The following is a 17,600-nucleotide window of genomic DNA, read 5'->3' as shown; positions in this document are numbered from 1 at the left end:
CACCGATTTCGCCACCGCCCCGGGCACCGGGGCCTCCGGGGGACTGGGGGCCGGCCTGGCCGCCGTTGGGGCCAGCCTGCTGCCGCGCTTTGAGGCCTTGCTGGACTCCGGGCTGGCGGGAATCGACCTGGACGGGCTGCTGCGCGGGGCGGACCTGGTGATCACCGCAGAAGGGGCGATCGACTTCCAGACCCCGCGCGGCAAGGTGCCGGCCGAGGTGGCCCGGCGCGCGGCCCTGCACGGCGTGCCGGTGGTGGCGCTGGCCGGCACCCTGGGCCGCGGCTGCCGCGACGTACACGATATCGGCATTGATGCCATCGCCTCGATCGTGCCGATTCCCATGACGCTGCGCGAAGCCGTTGACGACGGGGAGCGCCTGCTGGTTGAAGCGGCCGAACGCTTCATGCGCACCATCATCCTTGGCGCCTCCATGGCCGCGGCCCGGCTAAGTGCGCGCGACGCCTGGTAACTTGCTAGCTGACGCGAGGAACCGTTCCTGAAGGAAACGCTTCCTCGCTCAGAAATCAGGTCGACCCTTGAAAGCCGTGTAGCAGTCGAAAGGAACAGATAACTGCCTGCTGTGTCGGCTGGAAGCAAAGAATTAGCAGGATCTCCGGTCTCGGATTTTTTGGCCCCAGACCGGAGGTCGGCTACCGCAAATAGGCGTTCAAAAGGGGCCCTCGTATACATGTGCACCCTTGTCTGTCGGGGCCGTCGACTAGGGTGCTGTCATGGATTCAACTCGATGGCAGTATCAGGATCGCCAAACATCATCACTCCAGGAGCAGCGACGAAAAGTTGCGCAGGCTGTATCGAGCGTTGGCCGTGCGGAATTCACCGGCGAAGTTGTTGGCAAAGTAAGTACCTATGGCTCCACTAGCTATCTCACCCTAAGGGACGAGAAGACGGATATCCGGCTGAAAGCCCACTCTTCTTTACTGCCAGCCGGAACGGCAGAGGGATCTGTACTACAGGTCAACGCGCGACCAGAGTACGATCCTTCGCAACGGATCCCTGAGTGGATAGTGGGCTCGAACGAATCGCAAGAGACAAATCGAATTCCGGTACGGAAAATCTCAGCCAAGGGGCCTATCGCCCGCTATCGGGAATCAGTTTCACGGCACTTTAACCTACCGGCCAAACCCAACACTAAGATTTCTCTCAGCGGGATTAATCAAGAGGTTTTGCGGATACGGCTACTGTGCGGTTACCACTCGCAGGTGTTAGACGATTTTAGAAATGCAGTAGGTGTGGCAGCAGACACACGCATAGAAATAGTGCAGGAGGTCACCGGAGTACAGGGGGATCATGCAATAGACCGAATAGCAAAGGCCATCAGTTCGGAAAACAACCGAACCAGCTCAGAAGCGGCTGACATGATCGTGATTCTCCGGGGTGGCGGCTTTGATTCAGATTTCCTAATCTTTGATGATGCGCAAATGATCGACGCGATCGCTAAAAGTAAAATTCCGGTTGCTACCGCAATTGGTCACAGTCAGCATGTTCCACTTGCTGCATTAGCTGCCGCCGTCAGTTTCGACACGCCGAGTACAGCGGGTAAGGAAATACGGAGCTTCAACTTTCGACAGGCCCGCAAGGATCGTCCTTCTTACCCGGACCTCGTCAGCGACAACGAGCGTCTCACGAAAACGGTGAGGCGGCTGGAAGAACTGAACAGAATTGACAAAAACTCACTGGCCGAAAAAGACGGCATGCTGGAGCGAATCACGGCCCGGGAGCAAGAGTTAAGCTTGCAACTCCAACGCTCGCATGATGCCCTCGATATTTTTTCAACGCAGGTGTTTAGCAAGACACAGGACTCCGCATTAGATACTGTGCGGCTCAAGGCTGTAAAGAACGGACTATGGTGGACCTTGTGGACAGTACTTTTGGCATCCGCAGCAGTTCTAGGAAGCCCACTGACGACCATGGAAGTTATGTGGTTGAGTGCTGCTCCCGCCGGCTGGGCAATGTTTACGTTCAGCGGAGGAGCGAGAGCCGCGAAATGGCTTCGAATCCATCAAGCGCAAATGCACACAGCGCAGGGTAGAGACCGAGCCATTCGACTGCTATCAAGGGCAACGGCACCAAGACATATTCGTCGAGCACTGCGCAACCGATAGCTATCGATGGCCATCGGACAGAGCGGTGAATCGCTTGAATTTGGGTCGAAACGGTAAATGAATCGAAGTACTCCTTCACGGCGCGCCGCACAGTAAGTGTTGTGGGTGACTGCGACTTTTTGCAATTCCCGGTACGCTTATATGTGGGTCTCCAGGTTGTACCGGAACCCATGATGAAAAATATCTCCCAAGACTGCGACACCGTAGGTCCCGACCGCTTCTAGATCGCGGTCCTCGGTAGTGGCTTTCGCTTTGGAACGCACCGAAGCGCGAGTCTCGATCGAAGACCAGATCTGGGTAGGGCTACACGGTTCGCCATGTCCCAAGCATTGGGAGCGACCGAAAGGAGCACCCCCTTAATGGAGGGTCCAGAAATCCAATTTGCCGAGGCAGTCATTGACAATGGCCGCTTCGGACAGCGCACCATCCGCTTCGAGACCGGCCGCCTGGCCAAGCAGGCCGCTGGTTCGGCAATGGTCTACATTGACGAAGAAACCGCACTGCTTTCGGCCACCACTGCCGGCAAGCACCCGCGTGAGGGCTTCGACTTCTTCCCGCTGACCGTGGACGTCGAGGAGCGCATGTACGCTGCCGGCCGCATCCCGGGCAGCTTCTTCCGTCGTGAAGGCCGTCCCTCGACCGAGGCCATCCTGGCCTGCCGCCTGATGGACCGCCCGCTGCGTCCGGCCTTCGTCAAGGGCCTGCGCAACGAGGTCCAGGTAGTCGTCACCGTCATGGCCATCCACCCGGATGAGCTCTACGACGTGGTCGCCATCAACGCCTCCTCCATGTCCACCCAGCTCTCCGGTCTGCCGTTCTCCGGCCCGATCGGTGGCGTACGCGTGGCCCTGGTTGACGACGGCAACGGCCCGCAGTGGGTTGCCTTCCCGCGCCACTCCGAGCTGAAGAACGCCGTGTTCAACATGGTGGTTGCCGGCCGTATCGCCGGTGACGATGTCGCCATCATGATGGTCGAGGCCGAAGCCACCGACCACGCCTGGGAACTGATCAACGAGCGCGGTGCCCAGGCCCCGACCGAAGAGGTCGTCGCCGAGGGTCTGGAGGCTGCCAAGCCGTTCATCAAGGTGCTGTGCGAGGCCCAGGCCGACCTGGCCTCCCGCGCCGCCAAGGAAACCGTTGAGTTCCCGATCTTCCGCGACTACGAGGAAGACGTGTTCGCAGCCGTCGAGGCCAAGGCCACTTCCAAGCTGACCGAGATCTACCAGATTGCCGGCAAGCAGGACCGCGACAACGCGGCATCGGCCTACAAGGAAGAGATCGTCGCCGAACTGTCGGGCGAAGGCGCAGAATTCGCCGATCGTGCCGGGGAAATCTCCAAGGCCTTTGGCGCCGTCACCAAGCAGGTGGTGCGCCAGCGCATCCTGACCGACCAGGTGCGCATGGACGGGCGCGGTCTGGCCGACATCCGTCAGCTCTCGGCCGAGGTCGAGGTGCTGCCGCGTGTTCACGGTTCGGCCATCTTCGAGCGCGGCGAAACCCAGATCATGGGCGTGACCACCTTGAACATGCTGAAGATGGAGCAGCAGATCGACTCGCTGAGCCCGGTCACCTCCAAGCGCTACATGCACAACTACAACTTCCCGCCGTACTCGACCGGTGAAACCGGCCGCGTCGGTTCGCCCAAGCGCCGCGAAATCGGCCACGGTGCCCTGGCCGAGCGTGCGCTCGTGCCGGTGCTGCCGTCGCGCGAGGAGTTCCCGTACGCGATCCGCCAGGTCTCCGAGGCGCTGGGCTCCAACGGCTCGACCTCGATGGGTTCGGTCTGCGCCTCGACCCTGTCGCTGCTGAACGCCGGTGTGCCGCTGAAGGCACCGGTGGCCGGTATCGCCATGGGCCTGGTCTCGGACACCGTGGACGGGGAAACCCGCTACGCCGCCCTGACCGACATCCTGGGCGCCGAAGACGCCATGGGTGACATGGACTTCAAGGTGGCCGGTACTTCCGAGTTCATCACCGCGATCCAGCTGGACACCAAGCTGGACGGCCTGCCGGCCTCCGTGCTGGGCGCCGCACTGACCCAGGCCCGCGAAGCGCGCCTGCACATCCTGAACGTGCTCAACCAGGCCATCGACACCCCGGATGAGCTCAGCGTCAACGCGCCGCGCATCATCTCGGTGAAGATCCCGGTTGACAAGATCGGCGAGGTCATCGGCCCCAAGGGCAAGATGATCAACCAGATCCAGGAAGACACCGGCGCGGACATCTCCATCGAGGACGACGGCACCGTGCTGATCGGCGCCACCGACGGCACCGCCGCCGAGGCTGCCCGTTCGGCGATCAACGCGATCGCCAACCCGCAGGTTCCCGAGGTGGGCGAACGCTACCTGGGCACCGTCGTGAAGCTGACCACCTTCGGTGCGTTCGTTTCGCTGACCCCGGGCAAGGACGGTCTGCTGCACATCTCCGAGCTGCGCAAGATCAACGACGGCAAGCGCGTCGAAGATGTTGAGGACGTTGTCTCGGTGGGTCAGAAGATCCAGGTTGAGATCACCAAGATTGATGACCGCGGCAAGCTCTCGCTCGCCCCGGTCGTGGAGGAAGAGGCACTGGCTTCGGCCGAGTAAGCTTCCCACTTCATTACGCCAGGCCCTGGCCCGCTACTTGCGGGCCAGGGCCTGGCGTTTAATGGTGGCGCTGAGCCGAAGGATAACAAGGAGATTGAGCAGCAGTGCCCGCGTCGGGAGGAAAGCCAGGGAAGGGCGCGTAGCTCCGAGACGGGCTACGATCATCTGATGACAAACAAAAAAATGCCATCGATTCCGTCCACGGAGTTCGTGCTCACCAGCGGAGATGGCCTAGAGCGTACAGGTCTGGTCGTCTCGGGTTTGGGCACGGTGCTGGGCATCCTGTTGTTGGTAACCTCCGGCTCCCCGGTGCTGCTGGGGCTAATTCCCATTGGACTGCTGCTGATGATCACCGGCTATACCAAAAAGTCTTCAACCGCGAACGTAGCCGCGTTCATTTTGGAAATGGAACGGTTCGAAGCCAGCCATGCAACTGATGGACGCACGCACCAGCCACCGGCAGCAGTCGAATAACCCTCGGGCCGCTCACCCACGCCTCGTCCCGTGCAGACAGAGGGTCCTAGAAGATCTTCTTGCGGAATCCCAGGCCCTTGCCGAGGCGAATACTGAGATTGCCGCGGGAAGACAGGGTAAACGGGCCGGCCTTCTTGGAAACAGATGGTCCGGACTTGTACACGTTCAACGTCAGACCCTTACCGAGCTTCTTACGTTTGCGAAAGACAAAGCCCACAGCAATCCCCGCCTTAAATCGATGTATACCGACACCATCAGCGTACGTCGCTGGTGGCAAAGAGGCGAGGGCTGAGCTGCAAATTCAACTTTGGGCGGGAAGCTAACCGACCAAAGCGCCATCGTTCAGGTGCTGTTCCCAGAACGTACGCAGTTGTGCGCTCTTACGGGCCACCACAGCCAACCAGTCTTCGATGGTGGTACTGCTGTCCGCGAAGTCTGAAGGCACCTTGAAGATCTGCAGCGGTACATTGAAGCGTTGGCAGATGCTGGCGTAGGCGTAGCCTTCCATGTCCACCAGGGCGGCACCCAACCCGGCGATGCGAGAGCGCTGATGATCATCACTGACGAAGACATCGCCGGTGGCCATGGTCAGTTGGTGTTCGGGAACGATGAGTTCACCCCTGGGGGCAAGCGGTTCAGTTTCCAAGGGAAAATCGTGCTGCAGCACCCTGGTCACCTGGTAGACAGTGTCCATGTCGGGGCGATCCGCACCGTCCGCGACAACCCCAGCGGTCCCGAGCACGACGACTCGTTGGAAATCGCCCTGGGCGAGTGCCCCGGCCAGCGCTGTTGCCGCGTTGATTTTCCCGATGCCAGTGACCAGATGTTCGACATCGCTGAATGCGGTAGCTTCTCCAGGATGGGCGAACACGTACAAGGACTTCTGGTCCGGCATGGATTTCCCTTCGTCTGTGGTCTCCGGGCGTGCGCCGCAGAGCATCCAATCCATTTTAGCGCCGACTAAAAACAGTCAGAACTGACGCAGTATTCCGATATCCACGAATCCTCGGTTCAACTGGGCGTTTATCGGCGTAGGCCAAGTAGCATAGGCTCAACTGTCGCACGCGAGAGGACCACAGGTGCTGTTGACCATTACTTTGGAGTCGAACCCGGAAACCGAGATCGATGCGACGGCACTGTCCCACTTGCTACGCAAGCATCCGGCGAAGGTCCAGTCCTTCAACCTGCCCGTCGGGCAGGCCCACATCTTGTACCCTGAGGTCTCAGCCCAGCTCACCACCGCGGCATTGCTGCTCGAAGTTGACCCCATCGGGCTGGTCCGCAACCGACGTTTCCGCGGCGATTCCGGCGTGCTGGACTACTACGTCAACGACCGGCCCTATGCCGCATCCAGCCTGATGTCTGTGGCGCTGGGAAAAGTACTTCGAAGTGCCATGACTGGCATGAGTGAAATGTACCCGGAATTGGCGCAGGCACCTTTGCCATTGAGGCTTGAATTGCCGGTGATTTCGGCTCGCGGAAATCAGCAGGAGGATTTGATTCAGCGGCTTTTTGAGCCACTGGGATGGTCGGTCGAAACTAGAATGCTTCCCTTGGATCCCAACTACGAGAATTGGGGCGCATCCAGGTATCACCACCTGAAGCTGGAGGGGCAGATCCGTCTTGATCACGCGCTGCGCCAACTCTATGTGCTGCTTCCGGTACTGGATGACTCGAAGCATTATTGGGTCAACGATGATGAAACCGAAAAGCTTGCCCGTCAGGGCGAAGGGTGGCTCGCTCAGCATCCGGAACGTGAATTGATCCTGCAGCGCTACCTCGCCCATCAAAAGGCTCTGGTCGGTCTGGCGCAGGAACAACTGACTGTCGCTTCTACGGAGCTCGGTGGGGAATCGGCAGATGACCTTCGGGAGTCCCCGGCCACCGGTCAAACGCCGTTGCGAGTACACCGCGCCAACACCGTTCTCAGCGTCCTCAAGGAATGCGGCGCACAAAGCGTGGTGGATGTGGGATGCGGTGCTGGAGCCTTGCTGCGTCGTCTGCAGCAGGACCGGTTCTTCACCCGCATTGTCGGCACTGATGTCTCGGTCCGCTCCCTGCAACAGGCAGCACGCAACCTTCAGCTGGAGGAGCGCTCTGACAGTGAACGAAGCCGTATCGACCTGCTGCACAGTTCGGTTCTCTACACCGATGAACGTTTGCGGAATCACGACGCACTCGTGCTGATGGAGGTCATTGAGCACATCGACCTGTCGCGGCTTCCAGCATTGGAGAACTCTGTCTTTGCCGAGGCATCTGCGGCGGTCGTGATCGTCACCACCCCAAATTCGGAATTCAATGAACTTTACCCACGGCTGGCGGCTGGCACGATGCGGCATGAGGATCACCGTTTTGAATGGACCCGCGAGCAGTTCGCGACGTGGTGCTCCGAGATCACTTCACGCTACGGCTACGCAGTGGAGATCCGGGGGATAGGCGATAACTCACCAAGAGCCGGAACACCAACCCAAATGGCAATCTTTCGAAAGGAGCAGGCATGAGTCGGTTATTGATCCCGGAGGTCGGCCTGGTTCTATTGATCGGTGCTTCAGGCTCTGGGAAGTCGCGCTTCGCTGCCGAACACTTTGGCAAGTTCGAGGTACTCTCCAGTGACTACTTTCGGGGACTGGTAGGTAATGACGAGACCGACCAATCGGTGACGGCCGCGGCCTTCGAAGCGCTGAACTTCGTGGCCGGCAAACGGCTGGAAGCGGGTTTGCTCACGGTGGTTGATGCGACCAGCGTGCAGCACTCGGCGCGCCAACAGCTGATTGAGGTCGCTCGCGCCCATGACGTGCTCGTCTCAGCCATCGTGTTGGATATGCCTTTGCGGCTGTGTCTCGAACGCAATGAGGCGCGGGTCGAGTATCGGGTTCCGCCCGCGGCCATCGAGCGCCAACATCAACAGCTGCGCAAGTCCTTGAAGGGTCTGCGCAAGGAAGGCTACGCGCGCCTTCATATTCTAAGTACTCCTGAGGAGGCTGCGCAGGCGACGGTCGTGCGGCACAAGCTGCTCAACGACTTCCGGGATCAGCATGGCCCCTTTGACGTCATTGGGGATGTGCACGGCTGTCTGGAAGAACTGGTTCTGCTGCTGCAGCGGCTGGGGTATCGGATTGGCCGCGACAAGCTGAACCGTCCGGTGGATGCGCTGCCGCCAGAGGGTCGCAGGGCGATCTTCGTCGGCGACTTGGTGGACCGCGGGCCGGATTCGGCCGGCGTGCTGCGGCTGGTGATGGGGATGTCCGCCTCCGGGCATGCCCTGGCGGTCCCGGGAAACCACGAAGACAAGCTGGTGCGGGCTCTGCGCGGGCGAAAGGTCAGCCTGGCTCATGGGCTGGAAGGAACCCTGCAGCAACTGGAAGCCGAGGGGCCCGACTTCAAGCGAGACGTGCTCGATTTTTGCTCCGGACTGGTTTCCCACATGGTGCTTGATGACGGAAACTTGGTCATCGCCCACGCCGGCCTGATCCAGCAGTACCAGGGCAGGGCCTCTGGTAGGGTCCGTGCGTTCGCCCTGTACGGCCAGGTGACCGGGGAGAAAGATGAGTATGGCCTGCCGGTGCGTTATCCGTGGGCCAGGGACTACCGCGGGCCGGCCACGGTGCTTTACGGGCACACGCCGGTGACCGAGGTGGCGTGGATCAACAACACCGCCTGCCTGGATACTGGCTGCGTCTTTGGAGGACAGCTCAGTGCCATGCGCTACCCGGAACGAGAAGTCGTCGCCGTGGATGCCCTCAGAGAACACAGCGAACCGATACGTCCGCTGGAGTCCCCACATGGGCCACAACGTGAACCTGGCGTTTTGTCCATGGAGGATGTCACCGGCCCGCTGCACTTGAAAGCCAAGGGGCTGGGCACCATCCGGATTCGCCAGGAGCAGGCTGCCGGGGCGCTGGAGACCATGAGCCGATTTGCCATTGACCCGCGCTGGTTGCGCTACCTGCCACCGACCATGGCTCCGGCGGAATCCTCCAAGAGTCCCGGGTACCTGGAGCACCCGACCGAAGCGTTCACCTATTTCCGCAAGCAGGGAATCACCACGGTGGTGTGCGAAGAGAAGCACATGGGATCCCGGGCGGTGCTATTGCTCAGCCGCAATCCCAAACGCTTTAACGCACCGGCTGAGTGGCTGGGGGCCCTGCATACCCGAACCGGGCGATCGTTTCTGGAGGGCGCCGCCGAGCGCGAGCTACTGCAACGGGCGCACCAGATCTGTGACGAGTCGGGGTTATGGGCGGAACTGGACACGGACTGGGTGATGCTGGACGGTGAACTGCTTCCTTGGTCTCTCAAGGCAGAGTCCCTGATCAAGGACACCTACGCGTCGGTTGCCGCCGCCGGGATCGCCGCGATGGCCGCAGGTGTTTCGGTGCTGGAGAAGGCAGCCGCCACGGGCTTGGATGTCACGGATCTGCTGTCACGCACCCGGGAGCGTGGCGAGCACGTGGTGCAATTCCGCGAAGCCTACCGCCGATACATCGGTTCACCCGATGAGCTGCGATTCGCTGCGTTCCAGGTACTGGCCTCTGAGGGGCAGACTCATGAGGTACGGGACCACGGTTGGCATCTGGACATCGCCGGGCGTTTGGCCCGGACCGGGCCGGACGTGTTTGCCGCAACCCGGTGGCAGCAGGTGAACCTCGAGGATCCACGTTCCGAACGGGAAGCGGTGCAGTGGTGGCAGGAACTCACCCAAACCGGCGGGGAGGGCATGGTGGTCAAACCGTGGAGCAACCTGACTCGCGGAGCCAAAGGCTGGGTGCAGCCCGGCATCAAGGTGCGCGGCCGTGAGTACCTGCGGCTGATCTACGGTCCTGACTACCTGAAGCCGGTAAACCTGGAGCGCCTGCGACAACGGGCCACGGACCGCAAGCGATCCCGGGCCTTGCAGGAGTACATTCTTGGACTTCAGGCCCTGCGCTTGACCGCCCAGGACGAACCGCTGTGGAAGGTGCACCAAATGGTGTTCGGGGTGCTGGCCCTGGAATCCGAGCCGCTGGATCCACGGCTCTAGCGTTCGGTTCGGCGGTGGCTCGTGCGCCGGTGATGGTCATGGGAGCCGAGGTGAGAGCTTGCTCCCACGCAAAGCTGAAATACAGGACGCTATGCGAGAATAGTTCAAGCTATTTTGGGGTTGGCGAGACCCCAAGATTCCAAGTTTTCTTCCCAGAAAAGGACGTTCCTCAGTGGTCATGATTCCGTTGCCGTTGCATTCACTGTCAACCAGTGAGTTCTCTTCGGTGGATCCGGCCGACCCCACCTTGGTGCACCGTGGGGACGGCGGTTCCGAGGTTCGGCGCAGCATTCTGCCTGGCGGAGTGCGGGTCCTGACCGAGGCCATGCCCGGGCAGCGTTCAACCACGGTTGGATTCTGGGTGCCGGTCGGTTCCCGGGATGAAACCGAAGGGCATCACGGTTCCACCCACTTCCTGGAACACTTGCTGTTCAAGGGCACCAAGAAGCGTTCAGCCCTGGAAATTGCCCACGCCTTTGACGAGGTCGGTGGGGAAGCCAACGCGGCCACAGCGAAGGAATCAACCTGCTACTACGCCCGGGTGCTCGACTCTGACCTGCCCATGGCCATGGAGGTCATTGCCGACATGGTCACCTCCGCGGTCATCGACCCGCAGGAGCTGGAGCAGGAACGCGAGGTCATCATCGAAGAAATCGCCATGGACGCCGATGATGCCATGGATGTAGCCCATGAAAAGTTTGTCGCCGCCGTCCTCGGAGACCACCCGTTGGCCCGTCCCATTGGCGGAACGCCGGAGGAAATCCGCAGCACCACCCGTGAAGCGGTCATGGAGCACTATCACGCCCATTACCGACCTAGCGAGCTGATCATCACTGCGGCAGGATCCCTGCAGCACGAAGAGGTGTGCCGCCTGGTGCTTGAGGCCCTGCAGGATGCCGGCTGGCACCTGGACCCGATGGCCGAGCCAGAACCGCGCCGCGACGCCACCCCGGCAGACATCACCGGCCACGCCGGCGTTGAAGTCATCACGCGCCCGGGGGAGCAGGCAAACATCATCATCGGTTGCCCCAGCATCACCGGCCACGACGAGCGCCGCCATACCCTGGCCGTGCTGAACTCCGTGCTCGGCGGGGGCATGAGTTCGCGCCTGTTCCAGGAGATTCGTGAAAAGCGCGGTCTGGTGTACTCGACCTATTCCTTCTCCGCCGCCTACTCGGATGCCGGCTATTTCGGCATGTACGCCGGCTGCACCCCGGCCAAGGCCGGGGAAGTGATCGGGCTACTGGAAGCCGAGCTGGAGAAACTGGCAGCGCAGGGCATCTCCGAGGAAGAACTGCGCAAGGCCAAGGGGCAGCTTTCGGGCGGCACCGTGCTGGCGCTGGAGGACCCGGGCAGCCGGATGTCACGCCTGGGACGGGCCGAAATGATCACCGGTGAATTCCAGGACCTGGACGAAGCCCTGGCCCGGGTGGCCGCAGTGACCTGCGAGAGCGTTCAAGAACTGGCGCGGGAACTGGCGGCCAAGCCACGTACCATCACCGTGGTTGGGCCATTTGACTCCGAGGCCGAGCTGGGGCTGTAACCCCTCCCGGCCGTCCGAAACCCGGCAACCGGCGAAGAGGGGCAGCCACTACTCTTCGCCGGGCACCGACGAGCTGACCCCGCCATACTTCTCAATGGTGGACCACAGATCCTCGGGGAAGGTTTTCTTGACGTCTTCCTGGTACTGCTTGCCTTCACGGGGTACCGTCACGGTTTCACCCTGAACCTTGAACGGGTAATTCGCTGACTGCTCGATTTGCCCGGAATCAACGTTTGACGCGTTGGTGCATTCGGCCCAGCCAAACGTCGTGTCCCCGTCCTGGCGGAATACCTCGATGCTGCACGTCGGGTCGTCCACCCACGTACTGGCCTCAATCTGCGCTACCAGATCCTGTTTCTCATCATCGCTGATGGCCTGTGGTTCGACTGCGTCGCTGCAGCCGGAAATCATGGTTGCCAGGGTCAACATCAAAGCCCCAACGGCCAACCCTGCTTTCGTGCGTGCCACGGTATTCCATTCCTAGATCCAATCCTGCGAAAAGCATTTCACCACTGACAGGGCAAAGGCAAGACGAAGTGGACAGCACCTGCGTACGGACAGCATCCGGGCAGGCCGCAACGCGCACCCTTGATGTCATGCCAGGTGCAGATCACTTAACCCAGCGACGAGTCAGCGCTGGGCAGGGGATAGGCTTAAACGCATGAGTGCACAAATCAAGGTGGCCGTGCTCGGTGCCGGCGGACGCATGGGTTCTGAAGCCGTCACCGCCGTCAAAGCGGCCGAGGATATGGAACTGGTCGCGGCCCTGGGGCGCAATGATGAATTGAGCGCCGTACTGGATGCCGGGGCAACACACATTGTGGATCTGTCGGTGCCCGCCGCCACCGAGCAAAACGTGCGTTTCGCCGTCGAGAACGGCCTGCATGCAGTGGTTGGCACCACCGGTTGGGATGACCAGAAGCGCGAAAGCCTCTGTGAACTGCTGCAGTCCAAACCCGACGTGGGTGTGCTCATCGCCCCGAACTTTGCCCTTGGATCCGTGCTCACCAGCGCCTTTGCGGCCACGGCCGCGAAGTACTTTGAGTCGGTGGAAATCATCGAACTGCACCACCCGAACAAGGTGGATGCCCCCAGCGGAACCGCAGTGCGAACCGCGGAGCTGATCGCCACCGCCCGGCAGGACGCCGGGGTCGCGCCAAGCCCGGATGCCACTGAAACCCAGCTGGATGGCGCCCGGGGCGCTGTTGTTGACGGGGTCCACGTCCACTCGGTGCGTCTGCGCGGCCTGGTGGCCCATCAGGAAGTCCTGCTCGGTGGACCGGGGGAGCAGCTGACCCTGCGTCATGACTCCTTTGACCGCGCCTCCTTCATGCCCGGCGTGCTGCTGGGGCTGCGGACCGTGGCCAGCCGGCCGGGACTGACCTACGGGTTGGACGGATACCTGGAGTTGGGCGCATGAAAACCAAGATTTGGGTAGGCGGAATTCTGCTCCTGTTTGTCCTCTATTTGCTGATGGCCTTCAACCAGGCGGTTCGGTTCTTGTCCACGGACGAACCGGTGGCGAAGGTCATGGGTGTGGCGATCCTGGTGATTCCCGCCTTGGGCGTGTGGATCCTGATCCGCGAAATCCTCTTCGGGCTGCGCACCCAGAAGATGGGCCAGCAGCTGGCCGACACCGGCGGGCTGCCCGCGGAACTGCCGCGCATGCCCTCGGGGCGCTTCGTGCGCGAAGCCGCCGACGCCGACTTCGAGAACCACAAGCGCGATGTCGAAGAGCATCCGGAATCCTGGCAGTCCTGGTACCGCCTGGCGTTGGCCTATGATGCCAGCGGGGACCGCAAGCGGGCCCGCACCTCAATGCGCACGGCGATCAACTTCTGGCTCGGCAAGCAGAAAACCAACAGCTAACCGGCAACAAAGACTCGTGCCCCCGCTTCCCAGCGGGGGCACGAGTCTTTGCCATACCGGCGGTAATCCGCCGCGCTACCTTGAATCAACGACGCTCAGGTACCTCACCCCAGCCTCCAGTGGCGCCGAGCGCCCCGTACGGGCCAGGGTGAGCGCCGTCAGCAGGACCACGGCACAGAGAATCCACCAGCAGGTTGTCGGCCGGAAGAACAGCTGCAGGATGGGCAGGAGAATCAGGTGCCCGGCATAGAGGGTCAGCGGCGCCCGGCCCGCGGCGGCGATCAGCTGACCCAGGTATCCGAGCCGGCCGGTGAGCAGAAGGAAGATTCCCAGTACCGCCACGGCGCAGGCCGCCGCGTGCACCGAGGCCACCAGGGAAGTGCTGTGCGGCGTGGGAAGCCACAGATACCTCGGATCGCCGAGGAACGCGTCAAGGTTCCCGCCAGCGGAGCGTCCGGTGAGCAGCGCGGTGCTCGCATCTCGCCTGCTCATGCCGGACGTGGAGGCTAACTCCCCAAGGAAGCGCTGGGCAGCGAACCAACCGGCGGCAAACGTTGCCGCCGCGATGGCCGTCCCGCCAGCGAAGAACCACCACGCGGTGCGCGGCTGGCCCAGCGCGAACCGGGAGAGCCACAGACCCAGCAGGCCAAACCCGCACCACACCAGCAGCGGGTAGTAGCCGGTGACCACCAGGTCTTGGAGCAGCAGCACGGGGTGGGCCAGATCCACGAACGTGGGATTGTGCCCGAGCACCTTCGGCTCCAGCAATGCCGCCAACGACCGCCAGGCCACCGGGGTCAGTGCCAGCCACAGCACCGCGGCCGGCCCCAGGATCCGGGCGGGCAGGAACACCGCGGCGGCAAGCACCGCAAACAGCAGCCCGTAATGCACCAGGATGTTCGCGATCCGCTCATTGACTGGTCCAAGCAGCATGCCCAGCGCCGCGATCACCAAGGCCCGGCGCAGGATCACGCTGGTGACCTGGCGGCGGGTCAGGCCGCGGCGCTGCAGGCTGCGGCAAAACAAGCCCAATGACACCCCGGCCAACACCATGAACAGGGCCGAGGCCCGCCCGGCTGCCAGCCACCCGGTCACCGTCGGCACAGAGCCGCCCACCAGCGGATCCTGGTGGTACAACGGAAAAACATGGGCGGCAAACATGCCCAGGATGGCCGCGGTGCGGGCCGCATCAAGACCCGACAGCCGGCCGGTTGTGCTCAGTCGCATAGCCCTTATGGCATCACAGATTAACAAGAAGATGCTATCGGCACGGTGCGACGTGTAGATTTGACTCATGGCTTCTAGTGCATCCGATTTCTCCACGTACCCGTTTGGCACCGTACTGACTGCGATGGTCACCCCCTTCACCACCGATGGTGAAGTTGACTATGACGCCGCAGCTAAGCTGGCCAACAAGCTCGTGGACGACGGATGCGACGGCCTGGTCGTCACCGGCACCACCGGCGAAACCTCCACGCTGACCGATGAGGAAAACATCGGCATGTTCCACGCCGTCGTGGAAGCCGTGGGGGACCGGGCCAAGGTCCTGGCCGGTTCCACCACCAATGACACCCGGCACTCGATCAACCTCAGCCGCGAAGCCGCCAAGACCGGGGTGGACGGCATCCTGGTCACCGCACCGTACTACAACAAGCCGAGCCAGGCCGGCATCGTCGCACACACCGAGGCCATCGCCAACGCGGTGGACCTGCCGATCATGATGTACGACATCCCGGGCCGCGCCGGGATCGCCATCGCCGCCGAAACCCTGATCCGCCTGGCCGACATCCCGCAGGTCATCGCACTGAAGGACGCCAAGGCCGACTACCAGTCCACGACTACCGTGCTGGCCAACACCGACCTGCACGTGTACTCCGGGGATGACGGGCTGACCCTGCCGCTGATGGCCGCCGGGGCCGTGGGCGTCGTCTCGGTCTCGGCCCACGTGGCCGCGGCCCAGTACCGCAAGCTGGTGGACGCCATGCTGGCCGGGGACCTGGCCACCGCGCGCGCCACCCACTTCGAGCTGGACCCGATCCAGCGCGCCGTCATGGGCCACATCCAGGGGGCCGTGGCGGCAAAGCACATTCTTCACTGGCAGGGTGTCCTGCCGACCAACACCGTCCGGCTGCCGCTGTTCGCTCCGTCGGACGCCGAACTCGATGCCATTCGTTCCGACCTTCGTGAGGGCGGCTGGGATCTGTAAAAGAAAGGGCGTTTTCGTTCATGACCGAATCCTCTGTCGGCAAGGCTGATACTGCACGGCTGCAGACACCTGCCAAACTCAAGAAGGGCACCCTGCGTGTGGTCCCGCTCGGCGGTCTGGGCGAGGTCGGCCGTAACATGGCGGTCTTCGAGATCGACTCGAAGCTGCTGATCGTTGACTGCGGCGTGCTCTTCCCCGAGGAGCACCAGCCCGGCGTGGACTTGATCCTGCCGGACTTCTCCTACATCAAGGACCGCCTGGACGACGTGGTGGGCATGGTGCTCACCCACGGCCACGAGGACCACATCGGTGCGGTGCCCTACCTGCTGCGTCTGCGCGAGGACATCCCGATCTACGGCTCCAAGCTGACCCTGGCGTTTGTGGAGGCTAAGCTGGCCGAGCACCGCCTGAAGGCCAACTCCACCGTCGTGGTGGAGGGCGAGGTCACCCAGATCGGCCCGTTCGAATGCGAATACGTGGCCGTGAACCACTCCATCCCGGATGCGCTGGCGGTGTTCATCCGCACCAAGGCCGGAACCGTGCTGCACACCGGTGACTTCAAGATGGATCAGCTGCCGCTGGACGGGCGCATCACCGACCTGCGCCACTTCGCCCGTCTGGGCGAGGAGGGCGTGGACCTGTTCCTGCCGGACTCCACCAACGCCGAGGTGCCCGGCTTCACCGTGCACGAGAAGGACATTGGTCCGGTGCTCGAGGCACAGTTCGCCAAGGCCCGCCGCCGGATCATCGTCGCCTCCTTCTCCTCGCATGTGCACCGCGTGCAGCAGGTGCTGGATGCCGCGGCGATCCACGGCCGCAAGGTCGCCTTCATTGGACGTTCGATGGTGCGCAACATGGGCATCGCCGAGCGCCTGGGCTACCTGCATGTGCCGCAGAACGTGCTGGTTGACCTCAAGCAGGTAGAGCAGCTGCCGGACCACAAGATCGTGCTGATGTCCACCGGTTCGCAGGGCGAACCGATGGCCGCCCTGTCGCGCATGGCCAACGGCACCCACAAGGTCGAGGTCGGCGCCGGGGATACCGTGATCCTGGCCTCCAGCCTCATCCCGGGCAACGAGAACGCGGTGTTCCGCGTCATCAACGGTCTGATGCGCCTGGGCGCAGAGGTGATCCACAAGGGCATGGCCAAGGTGCACGTCTCCGGGCACGCCTCGGCCGGCGAGCTGCTGTACTGCTACAACATCCTGCGCCCGAAGAACGTCATGCCGGTGCACGGTGAAACCCGCCACCTGATTGCCAACGGCCGGCTGGCCGCGCAGTCCGGGGTGCCGGAGGAGAACGTGATCCTGGCCGAGGACGGTTCGGTCATCGACCTGAAGGACGGGGTCGCCCAGCTGGTCGGCCAGGTTGACTGCGGCTACGTGTACGTGGACGGCTCCAAGGTTGGCACCATCACCGAGGATGACCTGAAGGACCGCGTGGTGCTCGGCGAGGAGGGGTTCATCTCGGTCATCACCGTGATCAACCGCCAGAACGGCACCGTGATCACCGGACCGGACATCCACGCCCGCGGCGTGGCCGAGGACGACAAGGTCTTTGACGAGATCAAGCCGAAGATCGAAGCGGCAATCGTGGAGGCGGTGGCGAACAACCCGTCGCACACCACCCATCAGCTGCAGCAGATCACCCGCCGCGTCATTGGTTCCTGGGTGTCGCGCAAGCTGCGCCGACGCCCGATGATCGTGCCGGTCGTGCTCGAAGCGTAAACTCAATCAGAACCAAAGAACCCCGCGTTGTCTCAAGGATGACGCGGGGTTCT

At 62.4% G+C, this 17,600-nt stretch carries 15 protein-coding genes; 11 read left to right on the top strand and 4 right to left on the bottom strand.

The features are described from left to right. The 4 genes from RCJ92_RS06325 to RCJ92_RS06310 all read left to right on the top strand — a co-directional run. Positions 1–469: glycerate kinase (locus tag RCJ92_RS06325; RefSeq protein ID WP_446754061.1), on the top strand; the 469-nt coding region annotated here is incomplete at its 5' end. 262 nt (positions 470–731) lie between these two features. Continuing rightward, complete coding sequence (locus tag RCJ92_RS06320) at positions 732–2,123, top strand: exodeoxyribonuclease VII large subunit (RefSeq protein WP_446754060.1); 1,392 nt, start codon at positions 732–734, stop codon at positions 2,121–2,123. A 359-nt stretch (positions 2,124–2,482) separates the two neighbouring features. Then, positions 2,483–4,708: a polyribonucleotide nucleotidyltransferase gene (locus RCJ92_RS06315; protein ID WP_346923109.1), complete on the top strand. Its 2,226-nt coding sequence runs from the start codon at positions 2,483–2,485 to the stop codon at positions 4,706–4,708. Positions 4,709–4,876: 168 nt separating this feature from the next. Beyond that, the gene (locus tag RCJ92_RS06310; protein WP_446754059.1) at positions 4,877–5,182 is read left to right on the top strand and encodes a hypothetical protein; all 306 of its coding nucleotides are present in this window, start codon (positions 4,877–4,879) and stop codon (positions 5,180–5,182) included. Positions 5,183–5,228: 46 nt separating this feature from the next. Here RCJ92_RS06310 and RCJ92_RS06305 read toward each other — a convergent pair whose 3' ends face one another. Next, the gene (locus RCJ92_RS06305) at positions 5,229–5,399 is read right to left on the bottom strand and encodes a DUF4236 domain-containing protein (protein ID WP_138925907.1); all 171 of its coding nucleotides are present in this window, start codon (positions 5,397–5,399) and stop codon (positions 5,229–5,231) included. Positions 5,400–5,501: 102 nt separating this feature from the next. Then, a complete protein-coding gene (locus RCJ92_RS06300; RefSeq protein ID WP_446754058.1) occupies positions 5,502–6,122 on the bottom strand; it encodes a phosphorylase family protein in 621 nt (206 codons plus the stop codon). Between the two features lie 139 nt (positions 6,123–6,261). On the opposite strand from RCJ92_RS06300, the gene RCJ92_RS06295 reads away from it, so the two are divergent. The 3 genes from RCJ92_RS06295 to RCJ92_RS06285 all read left to right on the top strand — a co-directional run bounded on the left by RCJ92_RS06295 (position 6,262) and on the right by RCJ92_RS06285 (position 11,745). Beyond that, positions 6,262–7,683, top strand: coding sequence for a 3' terminal RNA ribose 2'-O-methyltransferase Hen1 (locus tag RCJ92_RS06295; RefSeq protein WP_446754057.1), 1,422 nt, complete (start codon positions 6,262–6,264; stop codon positions 7,681–7,683). Then, the gene (locus RCJ92_RS06290; protein ID WP_446754056.1) at positions 7,680–10,202 is read left to right on the top strand and encodes a polynucleotide kinase-phosphatase; all 2,523 of its coding nucleotides are present in this window, start codon (positions 7,680–7,682) and stop codon (positions 10,200–10,202) included. The genes RCJ92_RS06295 and RCJ92_RS06290 overlap by 4 nt, the downstream gene beginning before the upstream one ends. 172 nt (positions 10,203–10,374) lie before the next feature. Further along, positions 10,375–11,745, top strand: coding sequence for a M16 family metallopeptidase (locus RCJ92_RS06285; RefSeq protein ID WP_446754055.1), 1,371 nt, complete (start codon positions 10,375–10,377; stop codon positions 11,743–11,745). A gap of 48 nt (positions 11,746–11,793) precedes the next feature. Here the strand turns inward: RCJ92_RS06285 and RCJ92_RS06280 are convergent, their stop codons facing one another. Then, a complete protein-coding gene (locus RCJ92_RS06280; protein ID WP_054820585.1) occupies positions 11,794–12,174 on the bottom strand; it encodes a hypothetical protein in 381 nt (126 codons plus the stop codon). A gap of 232 nt (positions 12,175–12,406) precedes the next feature. On the opposite strand from RCJ92_RS06280, the gene dapB reads away from it, so the two are divergent. Both dapB and RCJ92_RS06270 read left to right on the top strand, forming a co-directional pair. Further along, positions 12,407–13,165, top strand: a complete 759-nt coding sequence (dapB, locus tag RCJ92_RS06275) for a 4-hydroxy-tetrahydrodipicolinate reductase (protein WP_054820584.1) — start codon at positions 12,407–12,409, stop codon at positions 13,163–13,165. Beyond that, entirely contained in the window at positions 13,162–13,614 is a 453-nt protein-coding gene (locus tag RCJ92_RS06270) for a hypothetical protein (protein WP_054820583.1), read from the top strand. The genes dapB and RCJ92_RS06270 overlap by 4 nt, the downstream gene beginning before the upstream one ends. A gap of 75 nt (positions 13,615–13,689) precedes the next feature. On the opposite strand, the gene RCJ92_RS06265 is transcribed toward RCJ92_RS06270, so the two are convergent. Next, a complete protein-coding gene (locus RCJ92_RS06265; protein ID WP_446754054.1) occupies positions 13,690–14,841 on the bottom strand; it encodes a heparan-alpha-glucosaminide N-acetyltransferase domain-containing protein in 1,152 nt (383 codons plus the stop codon). Between the two features lie 67 nt (positions 14,842–14,908). On the opposite strand from RCJ92_RS06265, the gene dapA reads away from it, so the two are divergent. Together dapA and RCJ92_RS06255 are read left to right on the top strand one after the other, a co-directional pair. After that, on the top strand, positions 14,909–15,820 hold the full coding sequence (gene dapA / locus RCJ92_RS06260) for a 4-hydroxy-tetrahydrodipicolinate synthase (RefSeq protein ID WP_446754053.1): 912 nt from the start codon (positions 14,909–14,911) through the stop codon (positions 15,818–15,820). Between the two features lie 20 nt (positions 15,821–15,840). Continuing rightward, entirely contained in the window at positions 15,841–17,547 is a 1,707-nt protein-coding gene (locus RCJ92_RS06255) for a ribonuclease J (RefSeq protein ID WP_054820580.1), read from the top strand. Positions 17,548–17,600: the final 53 nt, after the last annotated feature.

The sequence above is a fragment of the Glutamicibacter sp. BSL13 genome (assembly GCF_052928425.1).
Note: the sequence above shows the minus strand (reverse complement) of the source record. Positions and strands in the feature narration are given on the sequence as shown.